This is a genomic window from Streptomyces sp. NBC_00376, from assembly GCF_036077095.1.
In the GTDB taxonomy this organism is placed as follows: Bacteria; Actinomycetota; Actinomycetes; order Streptomycetales; family Streptomycetaceae; genus Streptomyces.
On sequence record NZ_CP107960.1, the window covers coordinates 869,144 to 895,317 of the forward strand.

At 71.3% G+C, this 26,174-nt stretch carries 23 protein-coding genes and 3 pseudogenes; 13 read left to right on the plus strand and 13 right to left on the minus strand.

The features are described 5' to 3' along the window. Nucleotides 1-382 precede the first annotated feature (382 nt). The 6 genes from OG842_RS04085 to OG842_RS04110 all read left to right on the plus strand — a co-directional run bounded on the left by OG842_RS04085 (nucleotide 383) and on the right by OG842_RS04110 (nucleotide 6,502). Nucleotides 383-1,432, plus strand: coding sequence for an iron-siderophore ABC transporter substrate-binding protein (locus OG842_RS04085; RefSeq protein WP_328512081.1), 1,050 nt, complete (start codon nucleotides 383-385; stop codon nucleotides 1,430-1,432). Nucleotides 1,433-1,449: 17 nt separating this feature from the next. Beyond that, nucleotides 1,450-2,487, plus strand: a complete 1,038-nt coding sequence (locus OG842_RS04090; RefSeq protein WP_266727513.1) for a FecCD family ABC transporter permease — start codon at nucleotides 1,450-1,452, stop codon at nucleotides 2,485-2,487. Continuing rightward, on the plus strand, nucleotides 2,484-3,548 hold the full coding sequence (locus OG842_RS04095; protein WP_266727515.1) for a FecCD family ABC transporter permease: 1,065 nt from the start codon (nucleotides 2,484-2,486) through the stop codon (nucleotides 3,546-3,548). The genes OG842_RS04090 and OG842_RS04095 overlap by 4 nt, the downstream gene beginning before the upstream one ends. A gap of 125 nt (nucleotides 3,549-3,673) precedes the next feature. Further along, on the plus strand, nucleotides 3,674-4,525 hold the full coding sequence (locus OG842_RS04100; RefSeq protein WP_266727517.1) for a YndJ family protein: 852 nt from the start codon (nucleotides 3,674-3,676) through the stop codon (nucleotides 4,523-4,525). Further along, a complete protein-coding gene (locus OG842_RS04105; protein WP_266727519.1) occupies nucleotides 4,522-5,046 on the plus strand; it encodes a DUF1990 family protein in 525 nt (174 codons plus the stop codon). Before OG842_RS04100 ends, OG842_RS04105 begins: the two co-directional genes overlap by 4 nt. A 19-nt stretch (nucleotides 5,047-5,065) precedes the next feature. Next, on the plus strand, nucleotides 5,066-6,502 hold the full coding sequence (locus OG842_RS04110) for a lipase maturation factor family protein (RefSeq protein ID WP_266727521.1): 1,437 nt from the start codon (nucleotides 5,066-5,068) through the stop codon (nucleotides 6,500-6,502). 35 nt (nucleotides 6,503-6,537) lie between these two features. Here the strand turns inward: OG842_RS04110 and OG842_RS04115 are convergent. The 6 genes and pseudogenes from OG842_RS04115 to OG842_RS04140 form a co-directional block, all read right to left on the minus strand. After that, nucleotides 6,538-7,883 (minus strand): annotated as a pseudogene (locus OG842_RS04115) (ammonium transporter). A gap of 48 nt (nucleotides 7,884-7,931) precedes the next feature. Further along, a complete protein-coding gene (locus OG842_RS04120; RefSeq protein WP_401874651.1) occupies nucleotides 7,932-8,915 on the minus strand; it encodes an urease accessory protein UreD in 984 nt (327 codons plus the stop codon). Nucleotide 8,916: 1 nt separating this feature from the next. Beyond that, nucleotides 8,917-9,537: an urease accessory protein UreG gene (gene ureG, locus OG842_RS04125; protein ID WP_266727523.1), complete on the minus strand. Its 621-nt coding sequence runs from the start codon at nucleotides 9,535-9,537 to the stop codon at nucleotides 8,917-8,919. A 34-nt stretch (nucleotides 9,538-9,571) separates the two neighbouring features. After that, on the minus strand, nucleotides 9,572-10,339 hold the full coding sequence (locus tag OG842_RS04130; RefSeq protein ID WP_266727525.1) for an urease accessory protein UreF: 768 nt from the start codon (nucleotides 10,337-10,339) through the stop codon (nucleotides 9,572-9,574). Nucleotides 10,340-10,343: 4 nt separating this feature from the next. Beyond that, a pseudogene (locus OG842_RS04135) lies at nucleotides 10,344-10,856 on the minus strand (amidohydrolase family protein); the annotation flags it as partial. Between the two features lie 48 nt (nucleotides 10,857-10,904). Beyond that, nucleotides 10,905-11,213: pseudogene (locus OG842_RS04140) on the minus strand (hypothetical protein); the annotation flags it as partial. A gap of 121 nt (nucleotides 11,214-11,334) precedes the next feature. On the opposite strand from OG842_RS04140, the gene OG842_RS04145 reads away from it, so the two are divergent. Both OG842_RS04145 and OG842_RS04150 read left to right on the plus strand, forming a co-directional pair. After that, nucleotides 11,335-11,805, plus strand: a complete 471-nt coding sequence (locus OG842_RS04145; RefSeq protein ID WP_266727527.1) for a fluoride efflux transporter FluC — start codon at nucleotides 11,335-11,337, stop codon at nucleotides 11,803-11,805. Further along, the gene (locus OG842_RS04150; protein ID WP_266727529.1) at nucleotides 11,802-12,176 is read left to right on the plus strand and encodes a fluoride efflux transporter FluC; all 375 of its coding nucleotides are present in this window, start codon (nucleotides 11,802-11,804) and stop codon (nucleotides 12,174-12,176) included. The genes OG842_RS04145 and OG842_RS04150 overlap by 4 nt, the downstream gene beginning before the upstream one ends. Before the next feature lie 87 nt (nucleotides 12,177-12,263). On the opposite strand, the gene OG842_RS04155 is transcribed toward OG842_RS04150, so the two are convergent. Then, entirely contained in the window at nucleotides 12,264-12,440 is a 177-nt protein-coding gene (locus tag OG842_RS04155; RefSeq protein WP_266727531.1) for a hypothetical protein, read from the minus strand. Between the two features lie 346 nt (nucleotides 12,441-12,786). Further along, entirely contained in the window at nucleotides 12,787-14,271 is a 1,485-nt protein-coding gene (locus OG842_RS04160) for an SDR family NAD(P)-dependent oxidoreductase (RefSeq protein WP_266727533.1), read from the minus strand. Nucleotides 14,272-14,569: 298 nt separating this feature from the next. Here OG842_RS04160 and OG842_RS04165 point away from each other — a divergent pair, with 298 nt between their 5' ends. The 3 genes from OG842_RS04165 (at nucleotide 14,570) to OG842_RS04175 (ending at nucleotide 18,018) form a co-directional block, all read left to right on the plus strand. Then, nucleotides 14,570-15,844 (plus strand): PP2C family protein-serine/threonine phosphatase, encoded by a 1,275-nt coding sequence (locus OG842_RS04165; RefSeq protein ID WP_443063965.1) that lies wholly within the window; start codon nucleotides 14,570-14,572, stop codon nucleotides 15,842-15,844. Further along, nucleotides 15,841-17,463, plus strand: a complete 1,623-nt coding sequence (locus tag OG842_RS04170; protein WP_266727535.1) for a sensor histidine kinase — start codon at nucleotides 15,841-15,843, stop codon at nucleotides 17,461-17,463. Before OG842_RS04165 ends, OG842_RS04170 begins: the two co-directional genes overlap by 4 nt. A 99-nt stretch (nucleotides 17,464-17,562) precedes the next feature. After that, entirely contained in the window at nucleotides 17,563-18,018 is a 456-nt protein-coding gene (locus tag OG842_RS04175; protein WP_266727536.1) for an ATP-binding protein, read from the plus strand. 64 nt (nucleotides 18,019-18,082) lie between these two features. On the opposite strand, the gene OG842_RS04180 is transcribed toward OG842_RS04175, so the two are convergent. Both OG842_RS04180 and OG842_RS04185 read right to left on the minus strand, forming a co-directional pair. Then, nucleotides 18,083-18,493, minus strand: coding sequence for a hypothetical protein (locus tag OG842_RS04180; RefSeq protein ID WP_266727537.1), 411 nt, complete (start codon nucleotides 18,491-18,493; stop codon nucleotides 18,083-18,085). Between the two features lie 74 nt (nucleotides 18,494-18,567). Then, entirely contained in the window at nucleotides 18,568-19,248 is a 681-nt protein-coding gene (locus tag OG842_RS04185; protein ID WP_266727539.1) for a (2Fe-2S)-binding protein, read from the minus strand. Nucleotides 19,249-19,419: 171 nt separating this feature from the next. On the opposite strand from OG842_RS04185, the gene OG842_RS04190 reads away from it, so the two are divergent. Further along, nucleotides 19,420-20,670, plus strand: a complete 1,251-nt coding sequence (locus OG842_RS04190; protein WP_266727541.1) for a DMT family transporter — start codon at nucleotides 19,420-19,422, stop codon at nucleotides 20,668-20,670. Here the strand turns inward: OG842_RS04190 and OG842_RS04195 are convergent. From OG842_RS04195 to eat, 3 genes are all read right to left on the minus strand, one after another. Next, nucleotides 20,640-22,010 carry a peptidoglycan DD-metalloendopeptidase family protein gene (locus tag OG842_RS04195; RefSeq protein ID WP_266727543.1) on the minus strand — a complete coding sequence of 457 codons (1,371 nt, stop codon included), beginning with the start codon at nucleotides 22,008-22,010 and terminating at the stop codon, nucleotides 20,640-20,642. The genes OG842_RS04190 and OG842_RS04195 overlap by 31 nt on opposite strands. A 131-nt stretch (nucleotides 22,011-22,141) precedes the next feature. Next, complete coding sequence (locus tag OG842_RS04200) at nucleotides 22,142-22,852, minus strand: gamma-glutamyl-gamma-aminobutyrate hydrolase family protein (RefSeq protein WP_266727545.1); 711 nt, start codon at nucleotides 22,850-22,852, stop codon at nucleotides 22,142-22,144. Between the two features lie 118 nt (nucleotides 22,853-22,970). Then, the gene (gene eat / locus OG842_RS04205) at nucleotides 22,971-24,440 is read right to left on the minus strand and encodes an ethanolamine permease (protein ID WP_328512082.1); all 1,470 of its coding nucleotides are present in this window, start codon (nucleotides 24,438-24,440) and stop codon (nucleotides 22,971-22,973) included. A 323-nt stretch (nucleotides 24,441-24,763) separates the two neighbouring features. Between eat and OG842_RS04210 the strand changes: the two genes are divergently transcribed. Further along, nucleotides 24,764-26,128, plus strand: coding sequence for a glutamine synthetase family protein (locus OG842_RS04210; protein WP_266727549.1), 1,365 nt, complete (start codon nucleotides 24,764-24,766; stop codon nucleotides 26,126-26,128). Nucleotides 26,129-26,174 lie beyond the last annotated feature (46 nt).

Below are 26,174 nucleotides of genomic sequence, written 5' to 3' on the forward strand. Positions count from 1 at the left end.
GGGGCGGCGCTGCTGCCCGAGGCGGCCCGGCGCGGGGCGAGTTGGCACGTGAATGACATGCGCCTGACAAACCCAGCGGAATGCGGTCTCACATTTCACGGCTCACCACACGCTAGGGAGACCCGGACCTTCCGTCAATAGGTCTGGACCAAAGCGGCAACTCGATCGAGCCCCGGGGGCGGCGCGAATCCGCGCGAGAGGACCCGGAAGCGCCCCCCAGGGGGCCGGTTGCCGCCACACAAAGACTTAGCTTAGGCTTGCCTAACTCCTTGCAATCTGCATCGGGGCCGCCCGTCGTACCCCCGTACGGCCGCTCATTCGGCATGCCCTCACGCGGTCGCGGGGACCCGCTGCTCCATCCGTTCAAACATGAGGAACATCCATGTCCCGGTTCACCCGCGCGCGTCGCCGGACGCTCGCCGCAACTGCCGCCGCCGCAGCGCTCACTCTCGCCCTCGGCGGCTGCTCGTCGAGCGACGACGGCAAGGAGGCGTCCGGCGCGTCCGGGAAGAACGGCGGCGCGTTCCCCGTCTCCATCAAGAGCGCGCTCGGCACCGCGGAGATCAAGGAACAGCCCGAACGGGTCGTCACCCTCGGCCAGGGCTCCGCCGAGACCGCCATCGCGCTCGGCCACACCCCGGTGGGCATCGAGAAGTACGAGTGGGGAAGCGACAAGACGGGCTATCTGCCCTGGATCCACGACGCGGTGAAGCAGTCCGGCGACAAGCTGCCGACCCAGTTCACGGGCGGTGAGGACATCGACTTCGAGGCGATCACCGAGCTGGAGCCGGACGTCATCCTCGCGCCGTGGTCCGGGATCACGCAGAAGGACTACGACATCCTCAAGGACATCGCCCCCACCGTCGCCTATCCCGATCTGCCGTGGAGCACGGACTGGGACCAGCAGATCGAGATCATCGCCAAGGCGCTGGGACAGCCGGACGAGGCGAAGACGCTCACCTCGAAGATCGAGAAGCAGCTGTCCGACGCGGCGGCGACCCGGCCGGAGTACAAGAACTACAAGTTCTCGTACATCTACAACACCGGCCCCGGCACCCTCGGTGTCTTCAAGCCCGATGAGCAGCGCGTCAAGATGGTCTCCTCGCTCGGCCTCACGGTCGACCCGGTGGTGAACACCTTCAAGGAGACCAAGGGCACCGACTCGGCGCTCATCGGCCTGGAGAACGCCGAGAAGCTGAAGGACAGCGACCTGGTCTTCACGTTCTACATGGACGACAAGGCCCGCAAGGAGATCGAGGCGCAGCCTCTGTACGCGGCGATCCCGGCGGTCAAGAGCGGCGCCGTGGTGGCCGGCAAGGACAACTCCTTCGTCACCGCCTCCTCGATCATCAACCCGCTCACCGTGCCGTGGGTGATCGACCGTTACCTGCCGCTGATCGACAAGGCCGTCGAGTCCGCCGCCAAGGGCTGAGGCGGACCACCACCCCCATGGCCATCACCACGCACGCACCGCCGAGCGGTGCCGGTACCTCACGGGCCGGCACCGCTCGGCGGGCGTTCTCCGTCGTCATCGCAGTCGCCGTCCTGGTGCTCGCCGTCCTCGCGAGCGTCATGTTCGGCAGCCGTACCACCTCGTTCGGCGATGTGCTGCACGTCCTGTCCGGCAGCGCGGACCCGAATGTCACCACCATCGTCGAGAGCCGCTATCCGCGCACCGCGCTCGGTGTGCTGGCCGGTCTCTGCCTCGCCGTCGCGGGCACCCTCATGCAGGGGGTGACCCGCAATCCGCTGGCCGATCCCGGGCTCCTCGGGATCAACGCGGGTGCCTCCGCGAGCATCGTCGCCGCGACGGCGTTCCTGGGGGCCTCGGGCAGCACGGACACCATGTGGTGGGCGCTGCCCGGTGCGTTGCTCGCGGGTCTGCTCGTCCATGCGATCGGGTCGGCGGGTTCGGGCAGCGGCCTCATCCGGCTGGTGCTCGCCGGCGCGGTGCTCTCCGCCGTGCTGATGGCGTTCATCCAGGCGGTGACGCTGAGCCGCCCGCAGGTGTTCGACAGCTACCGGTACTGGGTCGTCGGGGCGCTCGGCGGGCGGGACTTCGATGTCTTCTGGTCGGTCCTGCCATTCGCCGTGGCCGGTCTGGTGATCGCAGCGGTGCTCGCTCCCGGCCTCAACGCACTCGCGCTCGGCGACTCGACGGCGGCGTCCCTGGGGGCGAATCCGGCGCTGGTGCGGGCGGGCGGGCTGTTCGCGGCCACGCTGCTGAGCGCGGCCGCGACGGCGGCGGTCGGTCCGATCGCCTTCGTCGGACTGGCCGTTCCGCATGTGGTGCGGGCCGTGGTCGGTGTCGACTTCCGCATGCAGATCCTTTTCTCGGCGCTGGCCGGTCCGGCGCTGCTGCTCCTCGCGGATGTCGTGGGCCGGGTGGTCATGCGCCCGCAGGAGCTGATGGTCGGTGTGGTGACCGCGTTCATCGGGGCGCCGGCACTGCTCGTCGCCGTACGCAGGATGAGGGGCAACGCATGACGTCGCATCAGGCCGCGGTCCGCACCGCTTCGCCCCGGAAGGTGATCAGGGCCGGCGGGAGGGTGGCCGTTCCGGTCCGGCGGGTGTCGGTGCTGACGGCCCTCGTGCTGCTGGTGCTGCTGCTGGCGGGCGCCGTCGCCACGTTGTCGCTCGGTCGGCTCGGCATTCCGCTCGCCGACCTGGCCGGGGCGGTGACCGGCGGGGCCGAGGGCAAGGACGCGTTCGTGCTGGAGCGGCTGCGCGGTCCCCGGCTGACGGTCGCCGTGGGCACCGGTGCGGCGCTCGGGCTCTCCGGGGCGCTGTTCCAGTCCGTCACCCGCAATCCGCTGGGCAGCCCCGATGTGATCGGGCTGGCGTCCGGGGCCGGGGCGGGCGCCGCGATCTCGGCGCTGCTGTTCCCGGACACCGTGCCGGTGGCGCTCGGCGCACTGCTCGGCGCCCTCCTCGCCATGGCGCTGGTGTATGTGTCGACCGGGACCGGGTTCCGCAACCCGGCGCGGCTGGTCATCGCGGGGATCGGGGTCGCCGCGATCGGCACCGCGATCACCCAGTACGTCGTCTACGCCATGGAGCGGGACCGCGCCGCCGTCCTCACCGCCTACGTCAACGGCAGCCTGTCGGCGCGGTCCTGGGAGGACGCGACCACGATCTGGCTGGTGCTGCTGGTGACGGCCCCGCTCACCGCGCTGGTGTCGCGGCGGCTGGACATCGGGGAGATGGGCGACGACATCGCGGCCGCGCTCGGCTCCGAGCCCCGCCGTACGAAGACGGCCGCCGTGCTGCTGGCGATCGTGCTCTCGGCGGGGGCGGTCAGCGTCGCCGGCCCCATCGCGTTCATCTCGCTGACGGCCCCGCAGATCGCCAGGCGGATCACCCGGGTCTCCGGCCCGCACCTGGCGCTGTCGGCGCTGACCGGTGCGCTGCTGCTGGTGCTCGCGGATCTCTGCGCCCAGCAGTTGCCGCTCTTCGACAACCTGCCGGTAGGCATCTACACGATGGCTGTCGGAGGCGTGTACCTGGGCTATCTGCTGGTACGGGAGTGGCGCCGGGGAGCCCTGTGAGGCCGGCACCGTACACCACTCGCCACTGAAGCGACCTCGGCCCCACACCCCCCTTGAACGCGTTCAAGAAAGCTCGTAGAGTCTGCGCCGAGCACAGTTGAACGCGTTCAAGTCGGGGGGCGGCGATGTCCGTGCTGGTCAATTCGATCGTGATGCTGGGCATGCTGGTGGTGGTCCCCGCGGGGCTGCGGCTGACCGGTGCGGCCGGGCTGGACCGGATGCGGCGCCTGTGGCCGCTCTTCGCCGTTCCCGGCGCCGTCTCGCTCTGGCTGCCGCGCGGCACGGCCGCCACCGCCCTGGCGGTCTGTTACGCACTCGGCGCCGCACTGCTCGCCCTGCACGTCCCGCCCCGGCTGCTCCGGCTCCGCGACCTCCCGACGTCCCGGGCACCGGCCGAGACCGCCCTGCTCACCGCCCTGGTCACGCCTTCGATCGCCGCCACGGCCCTGGTCGCCGAACGCTCGGGGCACACTCTCTTCGGCTTCGGGCTCGGCATCCTCGCGCTGACCGTGCCGCACTTCCACTTCGCCGGATTCGCCGCCGCGCTGGTCGCGGGGCTCGTCTGCCGGATCACCGACAGCCGCGCGGGAAGGTTCGCCGCGCTGAGCGTGCCGCTGGGCACCCTGCTCGTCCTGATCGGCTACTTCATCGGGGACTGGGCCGAGCTCGCGGGAGCCGCCGTGCTGACCTCGGGGATGTGGACCGTCGCCCTCCTCACCTGGCGGTCGGTCCGTACCGGGCAGCGGGACCTGGTCACCCGGGCCCTGCTCGCCGTCTCGTCCGCCGTGCTCGCCGTCACCATGGTGCTCGCACTGAGCTGGGCACTCGGCGAGGCCACCGGACTCCCGCACCCCACACTGACCTGGATGGCCGCCACCCACGGCCTCGGCAACGCACTGGGCTTCGCGCTCTGCTCGGTGCTCGCCTGGCAGCGGCTCCGCGATCGCACCGACCACGAAGAAAGCAGGACCGCATGAGCAGCCTCAGCTATCCCGAGGCCGGCGCCACCCTCCTCGGACCGCTGCCCGCCGGATACCACCACCTCCACCACCGGGCCAGGGTCGGGCGCGGCCGGGCCGACCTCCGGGCGGCAGGCGCGGCGGTCACCGAATGGCGCATGCACCGCACCAGCGGGGCCAGGGTCGACGCGTCGGCTCCCCGCGCCGGCGACGGGGTGCGCGTCCGGGTGTCGCTGGGTGTCGGCCCGCTCCGGTTCGCCGCGCCCTGCCAGGTCGTCTGGACCGCGTACGAGCAGGACCGCGTCGGGTTCGCCTACGGGACCGAGACCCGGCACCCGGAGCGCGGCGAGGAGTCCTTCGTGGTGGAGCTGGCCGACGACGGGACGGTGTGGTTCACCGTCACGGCGTTCAGCCGCCCGGCCGCCTGGTACACCCGGCTCGCGGGGCCCGTCGTCCCGGTGCTCCAGCGGTGGTACGCCCGGCGGCTGGGCAGCACGCTCCGCCGCATCGTGGACGAGGAACGCGGCGGGCGGGGCTGAATCGCCGATACTGGAGGTGATGGAGTGGTTCACCGCAGACGGGTACTGGCTCAGCCGGCTGATCTTCCAGCGGGCGCTGGCCGCTGTCTACCTGTTCGCATTCCTCACCGCCGCGCTCCAGTTCCGGGCGCTGATCGGCGAACGGGGCATGCTGCCGGTGCCCGATTTCCTGCGCCGCACCGACTGGCGCGACGGCCCCGGGCTCTTCCGGCTCCACTACTCCGACCGCTTCTTCGCGCTCGTCGCCTGGACCGGCTGCGCGCTGGCCGTCGCCCTGCTCGTGGGCGCGGACTCGTATGTTCCGCTCTGGGCGGCGATGCTGCTCTGGGCGCTGCCCTGGGCGCTGTACCTCTCGATCGTCCAGGTCGGCCAGACCTGGTACGGCTTCGGCTGGGAGTCGCTGCTGCTGGAGACCGGCTTCCTCGCCGTCTTCCTCGGCAACGCGCACACCGCTCCCCCGGTGCTGGTGCTGTGGCTGCTGCGCTGGGTGCTGTTCCGGGTGGAGTTCGGTGCCGGGCTGATCAAGATCCGCGGCGACGAGTGCTGGCGCAAGCTCACCTGCCTGTACTTCCACCACGAGACCCAGCCGATGCCGGGGCCGCTGAGCTGGTTCTTCCACCGACTGCCCAAACCTGTCCACCGGGCCGAGGTCGCGGCCAACCATGTCACCCAGCTCCTGGTTCCGGTGCTCCTCTTCACTCCGCAGCCGGTGGCGAGCGCCGCCGCGGGGCTGATGATCGTCACCCAGCTGTGGCTGGTCGTCTCGGGGAACTTCGCCTGGCTGAACTGGGTGACGATCACCCTGGCCCTGTCCGCCGTCGACTGGTCCCTGTTCACCGCGCCGCCCGCCCAGTCCGCGCCGCCGCTCTGGTACGAGATCGTCGTCATCGCGGTTACCGCGCTGGTCCTGTTCCTCAGCTACCGCCCGGCGCTCAATCTGGTCTCCCGCCGTCAGGTGATGAACCGCTCGTTCGACCCGTTGCACCTGGTCAACACCTACGGCGCGTTCGGCAGCATCAGCCGGGTCCGGCTGGAGGTGGTGGTCGAGGGCACGGACGCGCGGGAGCTCCACGACGGCACCGTCTGGCGGGAGTACGGCTTCCGCGGCAAACCGGGCGATCCGCGCCGGATGCCCCGCCAGTTCGCCCCGTACCATCTGCGGCTGGACTGGCTGATGTGGTTCGCGGCGCTCTCCCCCGCGTACGCCCACCCCTGGTTCGGCCCGTTCGTGGAGCGGCTGCTGGAGAACGACCGGGACACCCTGCGGCTGCTGCGCCACAACCCGTTCCCCGACGCTCCTCCGACGCATGTCCGCGCCAGGGTGTACCACTACCGCTACACCACCTGGCGGGAGCTGCGGGCCACCGGGCGCTGGTGGCACCGGACCCATGTGCGGGAGTTCATGCCCCCGGTCTCGCTCGGCCCCGCCCGGACCGGCCCGGCCCGGCGGTCCTGAGCTCCCGGGCCGCCCCGCTGCCGGGGCGACGCCCATCACTTGGACTCCTCCCGGGCCCGCAGCAGCTTGGTGATCTGTCTGACGAGTTCGTCGTCGCTGGTCACGGCCTTGCCGGAGACCAGGGCACCGAGACGCTCGGCGGTCTGGAAGTCGTAGGCGCGTTCCCGGTCCGTGCCAGGAACGCTGTCGTACTCGTCCGCCGCGCGGAAGCCCACGGTCAGATCGACCGCCTTCGCGATGACCCAGGTGAGGATGAAGGAGAACGCGATCACGCAGACGATGGCGACGAGCTGCTTGCCCAGCAGCCCCCAGCCGCCGCCGTAGAAGAGCCCCTTCTCACCGCTGATCCGTGCGGTGGCGAACAGACCGACCATGATCAGGCCGATCAGACCCCCGACACCGTGCACGCCCACCACGTCGAGGGTGTCGTCCACGTCGAAGCGGTACTTGAGCGTGATGGCGAAGGCGCAGACCGCCCCGACCACCAGTCCGGTGATGACCGCACCGAGCGTGTTGATCTCACCGCAGGCGGGGGTGATGGCGACCATGCCGGCGACGGCGGAGGACACGACGCCCATGGCGGTGACCGTGCCGGTCCGCCACTTCTCGACCAGCGGCCAGGTGACCATGGCACCCGCCGCGCCGAGCTGGGTGTTGATGAACGCCGCGGCCGCGGTGCCCTGGTCGCTGAGCGCCGAGCCGGAGTTGAAGCCGAACCAGCCGAACCAGAGCAGCCCGACACCGATCACGACGAGCGGAATGTTGTTGGGCCGCTCCTCGCGGCGGGCGAAGTCGCGCGGCGCCCGCAGCACGAGTGCGACGGCGAGCCCGGCGACCCCGGAGTTGAGTTCCACCGGCAGACCGCCGGCGAAGTCCAGCGCGCCGAGGTGCTTGACGATCCACCCTGGTCGAACACCCAGTGGGCCAGTGGGATGTAGACGATCAGCAGCCACAGGACGACGAAGACGAGCCAGCCCTTCATGGTGGCGCGGTCGGCGATCGAGCCGCTGATCAGCGCGACCGTGATGATCGCGAAGCCCATCTGGAACGTGCTGAAGACGTAGGTGGGGACGTGGCCAGTCAGTGTGTTCAGCTCGATGCCGCGCATGAACACGTGGTCGAGGTTGCCGATGAGTCCGGCGCCGCCGACGTCCGGGCCGAACGCCAGCGAGTAGCCGATCACCCACCAGACGAGGGTGCCGAAGGCGAGCGCGGCGAAGCTCATCTTGATCACCATCAGGATGTGCTGGGTGCGCACCATGCCGCCGTAGAAGAACGCCAGCCCCGGCGTCATCAGCAGCACCATGGCTGTGGAGGCGAGCAGCCATGCGGTGTCGCCGGAGTCGTACGCGGCCGGCATCGGCGCGGGAGCGGTATTCATCGACGGATACCTCGCAGGGGTGTGGTCGGTGGTGTGGGCGGCAGTACGTCAGGGCTTGCGCAGTGCGGGGGCCGGATGGCCGGTGAGCAGTCGGCGCACGGCGTCCCAGGCCGTGTTGCGCGCGGCGGCGACCCCGACGGGGCTGTCGCCCAGGAGCCGGACCCAGGCGCCGCAGTCGTGGGGCAGCACGCTGACTCCGTACAGGACGCCGAGCCCGGCCAGCGCCTCGTGGAGGGTGTCGGCGATCCCGGTGGCCGGGGCTCGGTCGGTGACGACGAAGAGCGAGGCAACGTGGTCGTACCCGGCGAACACACCGGGGCCCACGACGCCGTTGCCGCGCGCCCCGGCGCCGGGGGTCAGGCGCAGGGTGTCGATGGCAAGAAGGGTGCCGTCGGGCCGGGCGATGCGCAGATCGGTGGCGAGGACCCGGTACGCGTGGCGCTCGCCGCGGGCGAGCCGCCCGGCGGTCAGGGTGTCGCCGAGGACCACGGTGGCGCCGGGGGCGACCGTGACCTCGGTGCACTGGTAGAACCGCGAGTCCTTGAACGGGATCAGCGGGTCCGGCAGATACTCCACGTAGGCACCCTCGTCCGCCGCGATGTGCACGCGCTGGCTCGCGTAGTCGTGCTCCATGCGGAAGACCTTGGTGGCCGCCTGGGTGGTCAGATGCACCTCGGTCCCGGGCCCGCAGCGGAAGTCCATCCGGTAGCGGTCGGCCTGGGCGATGCCGCCGCCGGTCGCCATCAGATAGACGTAACTCATGCCGGGTGTCGCCGGGTCGATCCAGAGCGGCCGCATGATCTGCAACGGGGTCTTCTGGTAGCGCTCCACGAGTTCGGTGCGCCCGCCCCGTACCGCGAAGGCCAGATCGAGGATGCCGACCTTGGCCGGGGAACCGGGCCCGAGCGTGTCCGGCACGGAGGCCAGGGCCGCCACGTCCGGGGGGACGCGGACCGCGGTGTAGTAGCCGGGGGCCAGCCGGTCCGGCCGGGGCGGCGACGAGCCGGGGTCTGCGGACGGGGTGGGGCGCACCTCAGATCAGCGCCTTTCGGCGCGATTCGAGGAAGCCCACGACGTCCTCGACGCCGATGCCGGTGAGGCAGTCGGTGAGGACGACGGGGCGGTTGTCGCGGACCCGGTGGGCGTCGGACTCCATGACGCCGATGTCGGTGCGTACGTACTTGGCGATGTCGATCTTGTTGATGACGAGCAGATCGGAGTCGGTGATGCCCGGACCGCGCTTGCGTGGCATCTTCTCGCCCTCGGCGGTGTCCAGAACGAAGATGAACAGGTCGACCAGGGCGGGGCTGAAGGTGAGTGTGAGGTTGTCGCCGCCGGACTCGTAGAGCAGCGTGTCGGTGTCGGGGAAGCGCTCCAGCATCTCGGCACCGGCAGCCAGGTTCATCGTGGGGTCGTCGCGTACGGCGGTGTGCGGGCAGGCCCCCGTCTCGACGCCGACGACGCGCTCAGGTTCGAGGACTCCGTCGAGGGTGCGGCGGATGTGCTGGGCGTCCTCCTGCGTGTAGATGTCGTTGGTGATGACGGAGGGGCGGTGGCCGCGCTCGATCAGCACCGGCACCAGCGCTTCGATGAGCGCGGTCTTGCCGGACCCGACCGGTCCGCCGATGCCGACCCGCAATACGTTGTCGTCCATGGTGCTCCCTGGCTCGTGGGGGGGTGTGGATGGATCAACTGGCGAACAGGCGGGCCTCAGCGCGTTCATGACGGCCCGACATGATGTCCGAGGCAAAGACGGTGGCGCCGACGTCGGCGAGTTCGCGCCGCAGCGCCGCCTCCACGCCCGCCTCGATGACGGGTGCGGCGCCCCGCAGCAGGGTCTGCGCCCCCCGGTGGTCGGTGAGCCGCAGCCGCAGTGCGGCGCCCGAGAAGCTGGCGCAGAACGCGAACAGGTCCGAGGCGACCGCCTGGCGGACCGGGACCCCGGCCGCCGCGTGGATGACGCCCGCGGCCACGGCCTGGGTCCCGGGGGACTCACGGCGTACGACACGGTGGAAGTGCTCGGTGATCTCCGGGCGGTCGAACACCTCGGCGGCGAGGTCGAGAAGCTGCCGGCCCGTCCGGGTGGCCGCCTGGCGCATCTCGCGCCCCAGCTTGGTGGCGAACAGGTGCTCGTCGACACGGACGACGGCCGCCGCGTCGCCTGCCCGGGTCGCCCGGTGGGCGAGCGCGAGCGCGGTGGCGTCGGCCGGCCCGACGCCGTGCAGCAGCAGGTCTTCCAGCAGCAGCGGAAGGCTCTCCCGGTCGACCGCCCCGGCCTGGGCGAATCCCTCCAGGCTGTGCGACAGCGTGTAGAAGCCGCTCGGGAACGCCGAGTCGGTCAGCTGGAGGCTGACCAGCAGCGGCCCGAGCGCGGACTCGGACGCCGGTGTTACGGCGGTGGCCGCGCCAGGCGCCCGGTCGGCTTCGCCCGGGAGGTCGTTCTCGTCGCGGTACATCGGCCTAGGCGAGGAAGAACAGGTGGTTGAGGGGCAGTTCCTCGGCCGGGTCGATGGTGGCGACCTTGCCGTTGAGCGTGACCTTGAACGTCTCCGGGTCGACCTTGATGTCCGGCAGCGCGTCGTTGCGGATCATGTTGTGCTTGCCGATGGTCCGGGTGCGGCTGACCGGCAGCACCTTGCGTTCCAGGCCCAGTTCGGCCGGGACCCCGGCGGCGATGCCGGCCTGGGACATGAAGGTGACATGGGTCGTCGGCAAGGCCTTGCCGTACTGCCCGAACATCGGCCGGTAGATCACCGGCTGCGGGGTCGGCAGCGAGGCGTTGGGGTCGCCCATCTGCGCCCAGGAGATGATGCCGCCCTTGATCACCATCTTCGGCTTGGCCCCGAAGGAGTGGATGGGCCAGAGCACGATGTCGGCGATCTTGCCCTTCTCGATCGAGCCGACGTGGTCGGAGATACCGGTGGCGATGGCCGGGTTGATCGTGACCTTCGCCAGGTAGCGCAGCACCCGCTGGATGCCGGTGAGGCAGCCGGAGTACCCGTGGAGGCCGAGGGCGATGCCGGAACGGTCGATGCCGAGCGCGTAGGCGGTCAGCGTCGAGATGACGGTGCCCAGGGTGGCGAAGAGTCCGGTCTGCCAGCCGGCCGCCCCAGCCCGGCGAGGATGAACGCGCCGGTCCAGATGCCCGGTTGGAGGTCCACCTGCCCGACTCCGCGCACCGAGGCCAGGAGGAAGGCCGTCGGTTGCCGGCCTTCGAGTTTCCGGACGACGGCCGGCTCGGCGATGGGCAAGGGAGGCTCTAGCGTCTCGGCGGAGAGGGGCCGCTCTCGTTGATGGCGCGGAGAGGGGCGGGGATCGGCTCACTGCCATCCACGCATATGCCGGGCGGCTCTTCTCGCCGTGCGGTGTTCCGTTGCGCCGTTCGAGCCCGGAAGTACGCCGCCGCGCGCGCTGCGCGGGTCTGCTGGGGCGGGCTGGTTAGGTTCGCCGGATGTCCCCCAGGATGCGACTGCATCACCACACCCACCCCGATCACCACCCCGGGGCGCAGCCGGCCGTCGTGGCGGCCGTCGCGATCGGCGGCGCCGCAGGGACCGTGGCCCGCTATGGCGCCGAGCGAATCTGGCCGACCGGCGCCTCGGCGTTCCCCTGGAAGATTCTGCTGATCAACACCGTGGGCTGCTTCCTCATGGGTGTCCTCATGGTCACGCTGAAGCGGCGGTTTCCCGGGGCGCCCCGGCTGATCAGTCCGCTGCTGGGCACTGGGTTCCTAGGCGGCTTCACCACGTTCTCCCACTACACGGACAATGTGGGGCAGCTCTTCGAGAACGGGCAGCCCGGATACGCGGTTGGCTGTCTGCTGCTGACGGTCGTCGCGGCGCTGGCCGCCGTGACGGCGGGCGCCTTCGCCGCGCATCTGGCCCTCGGACGCGGCTACGCGGACCAGAACGGCACCCGATGACCGACTGGCTGCTCGTGCTCGTCGGCGGACTCTTCGGCGCTCCGCTGCGCTATCTGCTCGGTGTCGACGCCAAGTTCCGCCTCCACACTGCGTTCCCGTGGGGGACCTTCGCGGCCAACGCGGGCGCGGCGCTGTTCCTCGGCTTCCTCTCCGAGGCGGTGACCGACGGGGAGCTTGGGCCCCGGCTCCAGCTGCTCCTCGCCACCGGTTTCTGCGGTGCGCTGTCGACCTGGTCGACGTTCTCGTACGAGCTGCTGACCCTGACGTCGGCCCGTCGGCTGGCCATGGCGGCCGGATATCTGGTGCTCACCGTCGGCGCGGGCGTCGGGCTGTCGTTCGCCGGGGCGGCCGTGGCGCGGGCGGCCCTGTGAACGGCGCACGCCCCGACCGGCCGAGCTCCGGACCGCGCGATGCGGTCCGGAGCTCGGGTGTGGTGGCGCCGGGAGGGTGAAGCGGGGTCAGTCGATGCCGGGCAGGATGTGCGGCTCGGCGAGGTCGTCCTCGTAGCCGGCCAGCCGGATCGGTGCGGACCTGGCCCAGACCTCGATGTTCCGGAGCTTCTCGGGCCTGCGGGCCCGCTCTCCGTGCCGTTCGGCCGGTCGCTTCTCGTGCTTCGTCAGTTCCGGTGTCGTCACCGCGCACTCCTTTGTGTCGCGTAGCCCCGGGCATCGCCGACGTTCCGGCCTCATTACCGGGGATCGGCTGCCCGTGGTGGGCAGGGGCAAGAACAGTTCGGTCGCGGTGGCGCCGGGTACGGGGCGGGACGGCGACTTGGTTGAAAGCCTGTCCCGGGACGGTCGAGGAAGGTTTGTGGACTCCTCGATTACGTCCGTTCACATCAGGGTAACCAAATGAGCGCCTTCGCGCTCGATGGAACGTGTGCTCTAGGTCACTTTCGGCCACCGAACACGCAAAAGGCCCGGTCGGGAGCGAATCCCGACCGGGCCCGGCCCGGCTCACGCACGATGCGTCATCGCGCGACTACCAGTTGGCGGGTGCGTAGTCCTTGAGGAAGCAGCCGTACAGATCCTCGCCGTCCTCGCCGCGCACGATCGGGTCGTAGACGCGGGCGGCGCCGTCGACCAGGTCGAGCGGGGCGTGGAAGCCCTCCTCGGCGAGACGGATCTTGTCGGGGTGCGGGCGCTCGTCGGTGATCCAGCCGGTGTCGACGGCGGTCATCAGGATGCCGTCCTTCTCGAACATCTCCTGGGCGCTGGTCCGGGTGAGCATGTTCAGGGCGGCCTTGGCCATGTTGGTGTGCGGGTGGCCCGCGCCCTTGTAACCGCGGCTGAACACGCCCTCCATCGCGGAGACGTTGACCACGTAGGCGCGCTTGGCGGCCGTCGCCGCCATGGCCGGGCGGAGCCGGCTGATCAGGATGAACGGGGCGGTGGAGTTGCAGAGCTGGACTTCCAGCAGCTCGATCGGCTCGACCTCCTCGACGGTCTGGATCCAGCTGTTGGTGTCGTGCAGGTCGGGCACCAGTCCGCCCGCGTCGATCGCCGTCCCGGCGGCGATCCGCTCCAGCGACGCGGAGCCGGTCACCAGCGCGAGCTCGGTCACGTCCTGCGCGCTCAGGCCCTCCTTGCGGGCGGCCGGCAGGGCCGCGACCCGGTCGACGGTGCCGCTGCCGAAGGTGCCGATGACCTCGGCGGCGGGCAGCTCGCCCGCCGGGAGCGGCGCCGACTCGGCGTTGACCAGTTCGCTGTACGCGTTGGCGGAGCGGCGCACCGTCTGCGCCGCGTTGTTGATCAGGATGTCCAGCGGGCCCTCGGCGGCGACCGAGTCGGCGAGCGCGACGACCTGGGCGGGGTCGCGCAGGTCGATGCCGACGATCTTCAGTCGGTGGATCCACTCGTCGCTGTCCGGCATCGCCTTGAAGCGGCGGATCGCGTCGTTGGGGAAGCGAGTGGTGATGGTGGTGTGCGCCCCGTCGCGCAGCAGCCGCAGCGCGATGTACATGCCGATCTTCGCCCGGCCGCCGGTCAGCAGCGCGCGCCGGCCGGTGAGGTCGGTGCGGGCGTCGCGGCGCGCGCGGTTCTCCTTCGCGCACGGCTGGCAGAGCTGGTGGTAGAAGGCGTCCACCTCGACGTAACGGGTCTTGCAGATGTAGCAGGAGCGGGGCCGCTGGAGCACTCCCGCGATCTCGGCGCGGGCGGACGAGGACGGCAGGACGCCCTGCGTCTCGTCGTCGATCCGGTCGGCCGAGCCGGTCGCGGTGGCCTCGGTGACCGCCTTGTCGTGCGCGGTCTTGGCGGCGCGGCGCTCCTGGCGGCGGCGCTGCTTCACCGTCCGGTAGATACCGGCCGTGGCACGGCGCACGGCGATGGCGTCGGGGTGGTCGATCTCGATGGTGTCGAGTTCGTCGAGCACGCTCAGGCAGACGGCCAGCCGCTCCGGGTCGATACCGGGACCGAACTCCTCAGTTCCGGGAGCGAGCCCCGGGCTGTCCTCTGTCACCGTCATTGCCGTTCCTCTGCCGTCCGTCTCTCGTGGCGCCGACCGCCGTACCTGCTCCTGCCGGGCCGAACGCCCCGATCAAGTCTGCCATGCACCGGATGCTGCTCCGTTCGCGTGACATGTCGCGGGAGATGTCGCGGAACATGTCACGCGACTTCGCGCCCGCGTTCACTCTCGCGTTCGGCGCGGATGCGGGCGGCCGCCTGCCGCCCGGCGCCCCGACGTCTCCTCCACAAGACGGTCACATATGCTTCGCTGCCATACGGCCGGGGCGAGCCGTGCCGTACGTACGAGGGGGTGCAGTGTGACCGGGCTCCCCGCGGGCAGCTCTCCGGCCAGACCCGCGCGTTCGGACGCCATCCCCGTACAGCCGGGTCCTCCCCCGGTCGGCAATGGCTCGGTGTGGGACGTCGATGCCGTGATCCTGCTGGTCGAGGACGACGCCGGCGATGCGCTCCTGGTGGAGGAGATGCTCGCGGACAGCGAGCTGGACTCCGCGCTGACCTGGTGCAAGACGCTGGCGGAGGCGCGCCGTTTCCTGGCCGGGAGCCGGACCCCGTGCTGTGTGCTGCTCGATCTGCATCTGCCCGACGTGTTCGGTCTGGACGCCGTCACCCAGCTCGTCGAGTCGGCTCCGGACGCGGCCATCGTGGTGCTGACCGGCCGGGCGGAGTCCGATACGGGCCTGTCGGCCGTGGCCACCGGCGCCCAGGACTACCTCGTCAAGGGACGGCTCGATCCGGAGGCGCTGGGCCGCTCGGTCCGGTACGCCCTCCAGCGCAAACAGGTCGAGCGGGCGGCGGCGGCCCTGCGCGCCAACCGGCTGATGGCGCAGGAGAACGCTCGCCTCGAACGCGGTCTGCTGCCCGTGCCCCTGCTGCTCGACGACTCCTTCGAGGCGGTCGCGCGGTACGAGCCCGGCCGGGCGCACGCCCTGCTCAGCGGGGACTTCTACGACGTGGTGGAGACGTCCGACGGCACGGTGCACGCGGTGATCGGCGATGTGTCGGGGCACGGGGCGGCGGAGGCGGCTCTGGGGGTCTGTCTGCGGGTGGCGTGGCGTACGGCGGTGCTGTGCGCGACCGGCCAGCTCGAACAGGTCCGGCTGCTGGAGGAGATCCTGGTCGCCGAGCGCTCCGACCCCCATGTCTTCGCGACCGTCACCTCACTGGCCTTCGCCCCGGACCGGCGCCGGGTGCGGGTGGTTCGGGCCGGGCACCCGGGGCTGCTGCTGCGCAGCGGTGCCCGGGTGAGCTGGGAGGAGCCCGAGCCCGGGATGGCGCTGGGTCTGGTGCCGGGAACGGGGACCGAGCGGTGGAGCGCCTCGGAGCTGCCGCTGCCCGGGGACGGCCGCCTCGTGCTGTTCACCGACGGGCTCTTCGAGGGGCGTTCGGGGCCGGGCTCCCGGCTGGGCGAGGAGGGGCTGCTCGCCATGGCCCGGCGGCACGGGGCGCTGGCGGCCCGTGACTTCGTCGACACCCTGGTCGACGAGGCCGCTCGGGCGGCGTCCCCGTACGGCGGTCTCGCGGACGACGTCGCCGTGCTCCACCTTGGCTGGGGACGGAGCGGCCCGCGATGAGCGGCCGCGACGCGTCGCCGGAGACCCGGCCCGGTCTGGCCTCGCGCCTCTCCGTCCAGCGCTGGGTGCATCTGATACTCGCCGTCTTCGTGCTGATCGTCTGCTCCGGTGCGGTCGTCGGCGGCCTGGTGCAGTCCCGGATATCAGACCGCACCACCGAGCTGGTGGACCGCATCCAGCCCGCCCGCTCCTCGTCCTTCCAGTTGCAGAACGCCCTGCTGGACCAGGAGACCGGGGTCCGCGGCTTCGCGCTCACCGGCGATTCGGCCTTCCTCCGGCCCTACGAGGAGGGGAGGCGGGACGAGAGCCTCCGGCTGGCCCGGGTCCGCGCGCTCGTCGGGAACGAGCAGCCCTTCGCCGACGACCTCGACCGGATCGCCGCAGCCGCGCGGGAGTGGCGCGGCCGGCACGCCGAGCCGCTGATCGCCGCGGTCCGCCGGGACGGTCCGGCCTCCGAGTCCTCCGCCCCGATCCGGCGGAGCAACACCGAGTTCGACACGCTGCGGCGGCTGTACCGGACCCAGCAGGCCCATCTCGATGCGGCGCGCGACCGGGCCCGCGCCGATCTGGGCACCGCCCGCACCACCCGGGACCGGGTGTTCATCGCGTTGGTCGTGGGTTTCCTGGCGGCCGTGGTGGCGCTGGGGCTGCTGCTGCACCGGATGGTGGGACGGCCGCTGAGCCGGCTGGCCGCCGCCTCCGACACGGTCCGCTCGGGGGCGTTCCGCAACCGGATCGAGGTCGGCGGACCGTCGGACGTGCGGGCGGTCGCGGCGGCCGTCGAGGACATGCGCCGCCGTATCGTCGGGGAGCTCGCCGAATCCCAGGAGCGCGAGCAGCTGCTGGCGGAGCAGGCCCAGGAACTGCGCCGGTCCAACGCGGAGCTGGAGCAGTTCGCCTATGTCGCCTCGCACGATCTTCAGGAGCCGCTGCGCAAGGTCGCCTCGTTCTGCCGCCTCCTGGAGAAGCGGGCCGCGGCCTCGCTCGACGACCGGGCCCGGCAGTACATCGACTACGCGGTGGACGGTGCGACCCGGATGCAGGTGCTGATCGACGACCTGCTCGCCTTCTCCCGCGTGGGACGGGTGCACGACAAGTGGAAGCCGGTCGGCCTCGACCGGACGCTCGACCGGGCACTGGCCGATCTCGCGCTGGTCGTCGAGGAGTCCGGCGCCACGGTCGTACGCGAGTCCCCGCTGCCCGAGGTGACCGGGGACGCCACGGCGCTCTCCATGGTCTGGCAGAACCTGATCGGCAACGCGGTGAAGTTCCGCCGGCCGGACGTGCCGTGCCGGATCACGGTCGGCTTCGTCCGGGAGGGCGAGGACTGGCACCTGTGCGTGTCGGACAACGGCATCGGCATCGCCCCGGAGTTCGCGCAGAAGGTGTTCGTCATCTTCCAGCGTCTGCACGGCAGGGACGAGTACGAGGGGACAGGCATCGGTCTGGCGATCTGCCGGAAGATCGTGGAGTTCCACGGGGGCCGGATCTGGCTGGACGAGGAGACCTCCGAAGGCACCCGGATCCGTTTCACACTGCCGGTCGCCGCCGCGCCCGCGCGCTCCGCGGCGGAACCGCTCGTCGCGGACCCGGCGGCCGGGCGGCCCGGCCATGGCTGAGATCAGCCGGATTCTTCCCGGAGTGGGACCGTTCGTCGCGGGTAGGCGGACGTCGAGAAGCTGTCACCGAACACCCCTGCGTCACCCTGGCTGGAGCACATGAACGAACAGGTCACCTCGCGACCGGCCGGCTGCCCCTGCCCGGACCGGTCCACGGAGGTTCTGCACAGCGCCGAGGTGTTCGACGGCGAGCCCGGCTGCATCGCGCAGGCACGGGCGCTGGCCGATCGTTTCCTGGTCCGGCTGGCCGCCGAGTGGCTCGCGGTGTTCGGTGAGCACACCCGCAGCGATCTGCTGCTGGCGGTGAGCGAGCTGGTCACCAACGCCGACCGGTACAGCCAGGGCCCCTATCTGCTGGAGCTGGAGGGCAACGCGGAGCGCGTCAGCGTCACGGTGTACGACTCCAGCACCGCCCTGCCGCTGTTCTACTCGCCCGACCCGACGCGCCCCGGCGGCCACGGCATGGAGATCGTGGTGGCGTTGTGCGACCGGCTGACCGCGGAGCGGGTGCCGGTGGGCAAGCGCATCCGGGCCGAGTTCGAACTGAGCAGCTGAGCAGCTGAGCAGCTGAGCTGTGGGGCGGGCGGGACGCCGCCCGCCCCACGACCATGTCCGGCCCTCAGATGCGGTACGCGCCCGTGGTCACGGACCGGGCCACGCCGTAGGGGGTCAGAGCGACAACGCCGGTGCCGCGTGCGCGGGTGTCCGGCCCGATGTCGAGCGGGCTGACGCCGAGGGCCCTCGCCGGCTCCGGTGCGAGGTCGAACGCGGCCGTCCTCCAGTCCTCCTCGTCCTCGTCGGACTCCTGCGCCCAATCCCATTCGGGGTTCAGGCCGAGCTCGGCGCGGCGCGCCCTTTCGAACGGCAACGGCTCGCCCGGCGTCAGCAGTTCGTCCTCGCCCTCGCCTGTCTCGCAGTACCGCCGGAGCACCGTGCCCCGTTCGGCGACGAGCCAGGCGGAGCCGTCGCCCTGGGCCCCGTAGCAGTACGCCTGCGCCTTCCCGTACCGGGCACTGAGCCGTGTGCACAACCGCAGGACGTCCTCAACCGCAGGACGTCCTCGCTGCGTTCCTCGCCGCAGGGAGCGCACCAGGCGGCGCTGGCTCAGCCGCGCTCGAAGACGCAGTCCCCGCACAGACCGCTGGCCGGTGTGCGGTAGTACAGGCAGCAACTGCGTCGGCGGAATGCCGCGTCGTGCGGGGCGCCGGTGTCCCGGAGGTCCGGGTGGTCGAAGAGCTCGGCGGCCAGTGCGCGGGCCCGCGCCGCCGCGTCGGGGCGGCGGTGCGTACGTGCCCAGGCAAGGAGCTGGCGCAGGGCTCCGGCCAGGGCGGACCCGGCGTTGCCCCACAGTAGCCGGTCGGACAGCGGACCGTCCCGGTGGACCGCCTCGGCCAGGGGTACGAGGTGGCCGTACTGGACGGCTTCGCGGATCCGGCAGGCGGTGCCGGGCAGTGACTCGGTGCCGTCCAGCCACAGGTCGTCGGGGGCCGGGGGCCGCGGGTCCCAGTGAAGGGCGCCGGGCGAGAGGGCGGGGAAGCTGCCGGTCAGCGCCGCCGGTCCGAGTGCGACCGACCAGAGCCGGGAGGCCAGCCCCAAGTGCGCGATCGAGGCGGCCACTCTGCGCTCGGAGGTGCCCAGCCGGGCTGCGACCGTGTCGATCCGGCCCGTGAGCGGGGCCTGTTCCCCCGCGTACAGCCCTGCCAGTGGACCATGTTCTCCGTCGGGTGGCGCGGTGGTGCGCAGCGCGAAGAATCCTCCCAACGAGGCCGCTGCGAACCCGTCCATCGCACCTGCTCCCTCCCGGCGTTCGCCGTAACCCTGCGAGGTGAGGACTCTAAGCCCTCCGAGGGAGAACTACCCTCCGTAGGAGGACACTGGGACCACGGCCGTACTACTGAGGCAGTACGCCGAATCGCCGTCTCAAGGACGACGACGCAGCCGCGTCGAAGGGACATCGTGGTGTACATGAGTTCCCTTGCGCTGTCTGTGCTGCTGTCACTGGTCTCCGCGGTCGCCTACGCGGCCGGGGCGATCGTCCAGGAGCGCGTGGCGACCGGCGACGGCCACTCGCTGGCACCGCTTCGCAACCGCGTCTGGTGGGCCGCCGTGGCGCTGAACGGCGGGGGCGCGGTGCTCCATGTCGTGGCGCTGGCCTACGGCCCGCTCAGTCTCGTCCAGCCGCTCGGTGCGCTGACCATCGTCTTCGCCCTGCCGATGGCGGCGCTCTTCGTACGCCGCCGGGCGGGAGCCACCGCGTGGCGGGGCGCGATCATGGCGACCGTCGGTCTGGCGGGCCTGCTCGCGCTCACGGGGAACGCCGGGTCGCACGCCCTGAACGGCCGGGATCAGCTGATCGTCGCCGGTGCGACGCTCGGCGCGGTCGCGCTGCTCGCCCTGGTCTCCACGGGCGTGCACCGGCCGGTGGTACGGAGCGTGGTCCTGGCCGGTGCGGCGGGCATCGCGTTCGGGATCGCCTCGGTCTTCGTGAAGACGGTGGCGGTGGGATGGACGTCCGGCGCGGTGACGGAAGGTCTGCCGGCACTGCTGGCGATCGCCGGTTTCGCGGCCACCGGGCTGCTGCTCTCCCAGGCCGCGTACCGGGGTGCCGGACTGACCGCACCGCTGGCGACGGTGACCGTGGTGAACCCGGTGATAGCGGCGGTCGTGGGCATCACGATGTTCGGCGAGCACTTCCGGTACGGCACGACCGGGACCATGCTCGCGCTGGCCTGTGCGGTGGTCGCGGCGGGCGGCCTGATCCTGCTCACGACGGAGCGGCTGGGCACGGAGCACCGGGCCGCGCAGACGGCAAACGGCGCGCTCCCGGACGCTGCGGACGTGGCGAGTGCGGAAGCGGGAGCGGGAGCCGGTGGCGCGGGGGCGGCGGAACCCGCGGCGGAACCGGTCCGCCCGGCCCTCGCACCGGGGACCGCGGTGCTCTCCGGGCCCGTACCGGCAGAGCCTGCCGCTTCAGTCGGCCCTTCGACGCCCGCCGGGACCGTCGAGGCGGTCCGGGACACGTTCTGTGCACCGCGTCCGCTGCCGGTGCTGATGCCGCTGGAGTGCCTGGGCCGGGTGACGTTCGGCTTGTCGCCGTACCCGGGCACCGAGGAGCAGAGCCGCTCGTCCGCGGGCCCTGCCGAACCCGGTGACGGGGCCGAATCCCAGGGGGCCGTTCAGACCCTGACGCCGCCCGCCCTGAGGTAGGCCAGCGGGTCGATGTCCGATCCGTAGCCGGGACCGGTGCGGATCTCGAAGTGCAGGTGCGGGCCCGTGACGTTCCCGGTGGAGCCCGAGCGCGCGATCCGCTGGCCCGCCGAGACGTGGCGGCCCTCGCGCACGTGCAGCGCGGACAGGTGCGCGTACTGGCTGTACTTGCCGTCGCTGTGCCGGATGACGACCTGGTAGCCGTACGCCCCGCCCCAGCCCGCCGAGACGACCGTGCCGGAGGCCACCGCCCTGATCGACGTACCGGTCGGGACGGGGAAGTCGACCCCGGTGTGGTAACCGCTTGCCCAGGAGCCGGACTGGTGGTACGGGGTGCCGATGCCGGCCGCGACGGGGGCGACGAGACCGGCGTGCTGCTCCGCGCGCGGCTTCGGCCGGTGGCTCTCGGTCTTCTTCGGCTGGGGCTTCGGCTTCGCGGTGCTGTGGTGCGGCTTGGGTGCTGCGGTGGTCGGGCGGGGCTTCACCGTCTGGTGCCGGGAGGCGGCCGCTTGCTGTTTCGGTTCGGCGGCCTGGTCCTGGGCCTTCGCCTTCGGGCGCTCCGGGGCTGCCGACCGCTGCGGTGCGGTGGACTTCCGGGGCTTCGGCACGGCCTTCGGCTTCGCCTGCGCGGCTGGGCCCGTCCTCGGCGACCGGGCCGTGTCCAGGCTCAGGCGCTGCCCGGGCAGGATGAGGTCGGGGTCGTCTCCCACGACCTCGCGGTTCTGCGCGTAGAGGTGCTGCCAGCCGCCCCGGACGCGCTCGGTCGCCGCGATCGCGGAGAGCGAGTCGCCGCGTGCCACGGTGTACGACTCGCGCTTGCCGGGCACTGTCGTCGGCGTGGCGGGGGCGGAGGTCCGCTTCGCCGTGGACTCGCCGGAGACGGTCCTGCCCGGGGCGGTCCGGTCCGGAGCCTTCACATGACTGGTGCGCTGCGACTGCGGGTTGATGTCGGCGGTGTCCCCGCCGTTGGTCAGCCCGGCCATGGTCGAGCAGCCCGGCCACGCGCCGGGTCCCTGCGCGTCGAGCACCTTCTCGGCGATGGAGATCTGCTCGTCCCGGGTGGCCAGATCGGCGCGCGGGGCGTAGACCGTGCCTCCGTGCGCCGCCCAGGTGGACCGGGTGAACTGCAGTCCGCCGAAGTAGCCGTTGCCGCTGTTGATGTGCCAGTCACCGGTCGACTCGCATGCGGCGACCTTCTCCCACACGTCCGTCGACGCGGCGCCCGCCGAGGCTGCCGCGATGAGCGGGAGCGCGAGGCCCGCACCGCCCGCGGTGACCGTGAGCGAGGCACGGTTGATCCGGCTGGGCTGATATCTGCGGTGCCGTCCGTTCGCGGCCATGGCTTGGCTCCCCCACTGACAGTAGGACACGTCGCAAGCGCCCAACTTATGTGCAGGCAAAGGGCGGTGACAAGAGAGCGGCCGGACTCACCCGTCACCGCCGACCCGGCGGTCCCGCCGACGACGAGCTGTCAGGGTACGAATATGCCGGCGCGGCGCCGGGCCGCCGCGTCCACGAGTGCGGCCATGACCCGGGTGTCCTGGCCCATCTCGGGGTGCCACTGGACCCCCAGCACCAGACTGTCGTGGCCGGTGAGTTCGACGGCCTCCACGGTGCCGTCGGGCGCGTGGGCGCTCGCGACGAGGCCGGTTCCCAGGCGGTCCACGGCCTGGTGGTGGTAGGCGGGTACCACGTCCGGTTCCGCAACGGCTGCCGCGTACGCCGTGCCGGGAACGGGAGTGACGGGGTGTTCGCAGAAGACGCCGGGGCCGCCGGTGTGCCCGTCCAGGTGCTGGTGCAGGGTGCCGCCGAGCGCGACGTTGAGCAGTTGCATGCCACGGCAGATGCCGAGCAGCGGGACGCGCCGGTCGATCGCCGCCTCGATCAGCGCGATTTCCCACGCGTCGCGTTCACGTGCCGGCGGACCGGTGCGGGGGTCGGGCGACTCGCCGTACCGGTCCGGTTCGACATCGGCGCCGCCTGCGATCACCACACCGTCCAGTGCCGCCACGGCCTCCCGGGCCGCCTCGGTGGTGTCGTCGGGCGGCAGCATCACCACCAGGCCGCCGACCGCCCGCACCAGGCGCGGGTAGACGGCGGGCAGCAGGACGGCCTGCGTGTCCCAGACACCCCACCGGGCCGGTTCCTGATAGGTGCTGATACCGATGACGGGCCGGGTCATGGCCGCCTCCTCCAATTGGTTCGCTGTTCGGTCGTGGTGCCGCCGCTGCCGCGTGCGGGTGCGGGTGCGGCAGCGGCGGTGCGGGCGTGTCCGCGACGCCCTTGCCCCCAGGTCCTGTTCAGTCCCGGGACAGTTCGGCCTCGGCCGCCGCCAGTGCGGCGAACTCCTCCTCCGGGGCGCTCGCGACGAGGCGGTGACGGCTGTAGAAGGCGAAGTAGGCCAGCGCCACCACGTACACGCCGAGCGCGATGAACGCGGCGTCCCGGTCCACCAGGAAGGTCGCCACCAGGGCCGAGCATGCCAGCACGAAGGCCACGGACGAGGTGAACGCGCCGCCGGGCGTCCGGTAGGGCCGTTCGAGGTGCGGTTCGCGCCGGCGCAGCACGATGTGGGAGAGCGCCATCAACGAGTAGCTGATGGTGGCGCCGAATACGGCGACGTTCAGCATCCTGCCGCCGTTGCCGATCCAGGCGGCCAGTGTGAAGCCGATCGCGCCGGGGATCAGCAGGCCGAGGTAGAGGGACTTGCGACGGTTGGTCAGCGAGAGGAAGCGCGGCAGGTAGCCGGCCCGGGAGAGCGCGAACAGCTGGCGGGAGCCGGCGAAGATCAGCGAGAAGAACGAGGCCACCAGGCCCGCCAGGCCCGCATAGTTGACGAAGCGGCTCAGGCCGGTGGGGCCGCCCTTGCCCTCCAGCGCGACCACGAGAGGGTTGCCCGCCTCCTGAATGGCCCTGGCACCCTGTGCGCCGGTGGCGGAGAGGAAGGTGAGCACCGCGAGGCCCACCAGCACGGTCAGCGAGATGGCCAGTGCCCTCGGCATCGACCTGACCGGGTCCTTGGCCTCCTCGGCGGCGAGCGGCACGCCCTCGACGCCCAGGAAGAACCACATGCCGAAGGGGAAGGCGGCCCAGATGCCGAGCAGTCCGAAGGGCAGCCAGGACGAGGAGCCGAGCGCGCCGGTGTCCACCGGGATGTCGTTGAGGCGGTCGGCGTCGAAATCGGTGAACGCGCCGATGGCGAAGATCAGCAGGGCGGCCACGGCGACGGCGGTCACGATCAGGCTGAACCGGAGCGCCTCGCCGACACCCCAGAGGTGGATCCCGATGAAGACCGCGAAGCAGGCGAGGTAGACGGGCCAGCCGGAGGTGAGCCCGAACAGGCCGAGGGATTCGACGTAGTCACCGATGAACAGCGAGATGGCGGCGGGGGCGAGGATGTACTCGATGAGAATGGCCGTACCGGTCAGGAAGCCGCCCCAGGTGCCCAGGGCGCGTCGCGCGAAGCCGTAACCGCCGCCCGCGGTGGGCAGGATGGCGGAGAGTTCGGCCAGCGCGAAGACGAGGCACGCGTACATCAGGCCCATCAGCACGGTGGCCGCGGCGAGCCCGCCGAATCCGCCCTTGGACAGGCCGATGTTCCAGCCGGAGTAGTCGCCGGACACCACGTAGGCGACGCCGAGTCCGGTCAGCAGGAGCCAGCCCGCACTGCCCCGGCGCAGCGTACGGCGGTGCAGGCACTCGTCCTCGCCGGTCACCACGCCGGCCGTGCCGCCGGGTGGGCTGGTGGGTGTGTCGGTTCCCTGGGCCATGGGGCGCTCCAGATGTGTGTCGACGGCGCTGCGTCGAGGCGTGGCAGGCGAAAGGGCGCGTCAAAGTTCGTGGGCAACCGTTCGCGGGCAAAGGTTCGAAGGCAATGGTTCACGCTCAAAGGTTCACCGGCACACCTTTATGGAACGCCAGGTGAAACGCAAGGGGCGCGCGTTAAACAGTGGTTACGCGTGTGCGCCTTGCTCGCGACAAGTGCACCGGGCCCCTCTCCGGCGAGGATTCGCCACCACCGGCCGGACCCTCTTCCCAAGCAATGGTTTCCTGTCATACCTTATGGATCTCGGTGCACCCAAGGAGGAATCCCGTGGCAGACCGCAAACCCCCGCTCGCCGTCGAGGAGCTGCGCTCGCTCGTCGCGAACGGGGCCATCGACACCGTCGTCCTGGCCTTTCCCGATATGCAGGGCCGGCTCCAGGGCAAGCGGTTCGCCGCCGGTTTCTTCCTCGACGAGGTTCTGGAGCACGGTACCGAGGGCTGCAACTATCTGCTGGCCGTCGACACCGACATGAACACCGTCGACGGCTACGCGATGTCCTCCTGGGAGCGGGGCTACGGCGACTTCGCCATGGTCCCGGACCTCAAAACCCTGCGCCTGCTGCCCTGGCACGAGGGCACCGCAATGCTCGTCGCCGACCTCGCCTGGAACGACGGCGGCCCGGTCGTCGCCGCCCCGCGCCAGGTGCTGCGCCGGCAGCTGGACCGGCTGGCCGGCCTCGGCTACCGCGCCCAGGTGGGCACGGAGCTGGAGTTCATCGTCTTCAAGGACACCTACGAGCAGGCCTGGGACCGCGGCTACCGCGGGCTGACCCCGGCCAATCAGTACAACATCGACTACTCCATCCTCGGCACCGGACGCGTCGAGCCCCTGCTGCGCCGCATCCGCAACGAGATGCAGGCGGCCGGGCTGACCGTCGAGTCGGCCAAGGGTGAGTGCAACCTCGGCCAGCACGAGATCGCCTTCCGCTACGACGAGGCGCTGGTCACCTGCGACCAGCACGCGATCTACAAGACGGGCGCCAAGGAGATCGCCGCGCAGGAGGGCGTCTCGCTCACCTTCATGGCCAAGTACGACGAGCGCGAGGGCAACTCCTGTCACATCCACCTCTCGCTCACCGACGACAACGGCGACAACGCGATGTCGGGTGCTGGCCCGGACGGCATGTCCGATCTGATGCGGCACTTCCTCGCCGGACAGCTCGCCGCCCTGCGTGACTTCTCCCTGCTGTACGCACCGAACATCAACTCCTACAAGCGGTTCCAGCCCGGCTCCTTCGCGCCGACCGCCGTCGCCTGGGGCCACGACAACCGCACCTGCTCCCTGCGCGTGGTCGGCCACGGCCGCTCCCGCCGCTTCGAGAACCGGCTGCCCGGCGGGGACGTCAATCCGTACCTCGCCACCGCCGGACTGGTCGCCGCTGGGCTGTACGGCGTGGAGCACGAGCTGGCGCTGCCGGAGGTCTGCACGGGCAACGCCTACACCTCCGAGTACGAGCAGGTGCCGACCACCCTGCGCGAGGCCGCCGACCTGTGGGAGGCAAGCCCCATCGCCAAGGAGGCGTTCGGCGAGGAGGTCGTCGCGCACTATCTCAACATGGCGCGTGTCGAACTCGCCGCCTACGACGCCGCCGTGACCGACTGGGAGCTGCGCCGCTCCTTCGAGCGCCTGTGACCTCCGTCCCGTCCCGCACTCCCCCCTCGCACGCCTCACCCCCTCA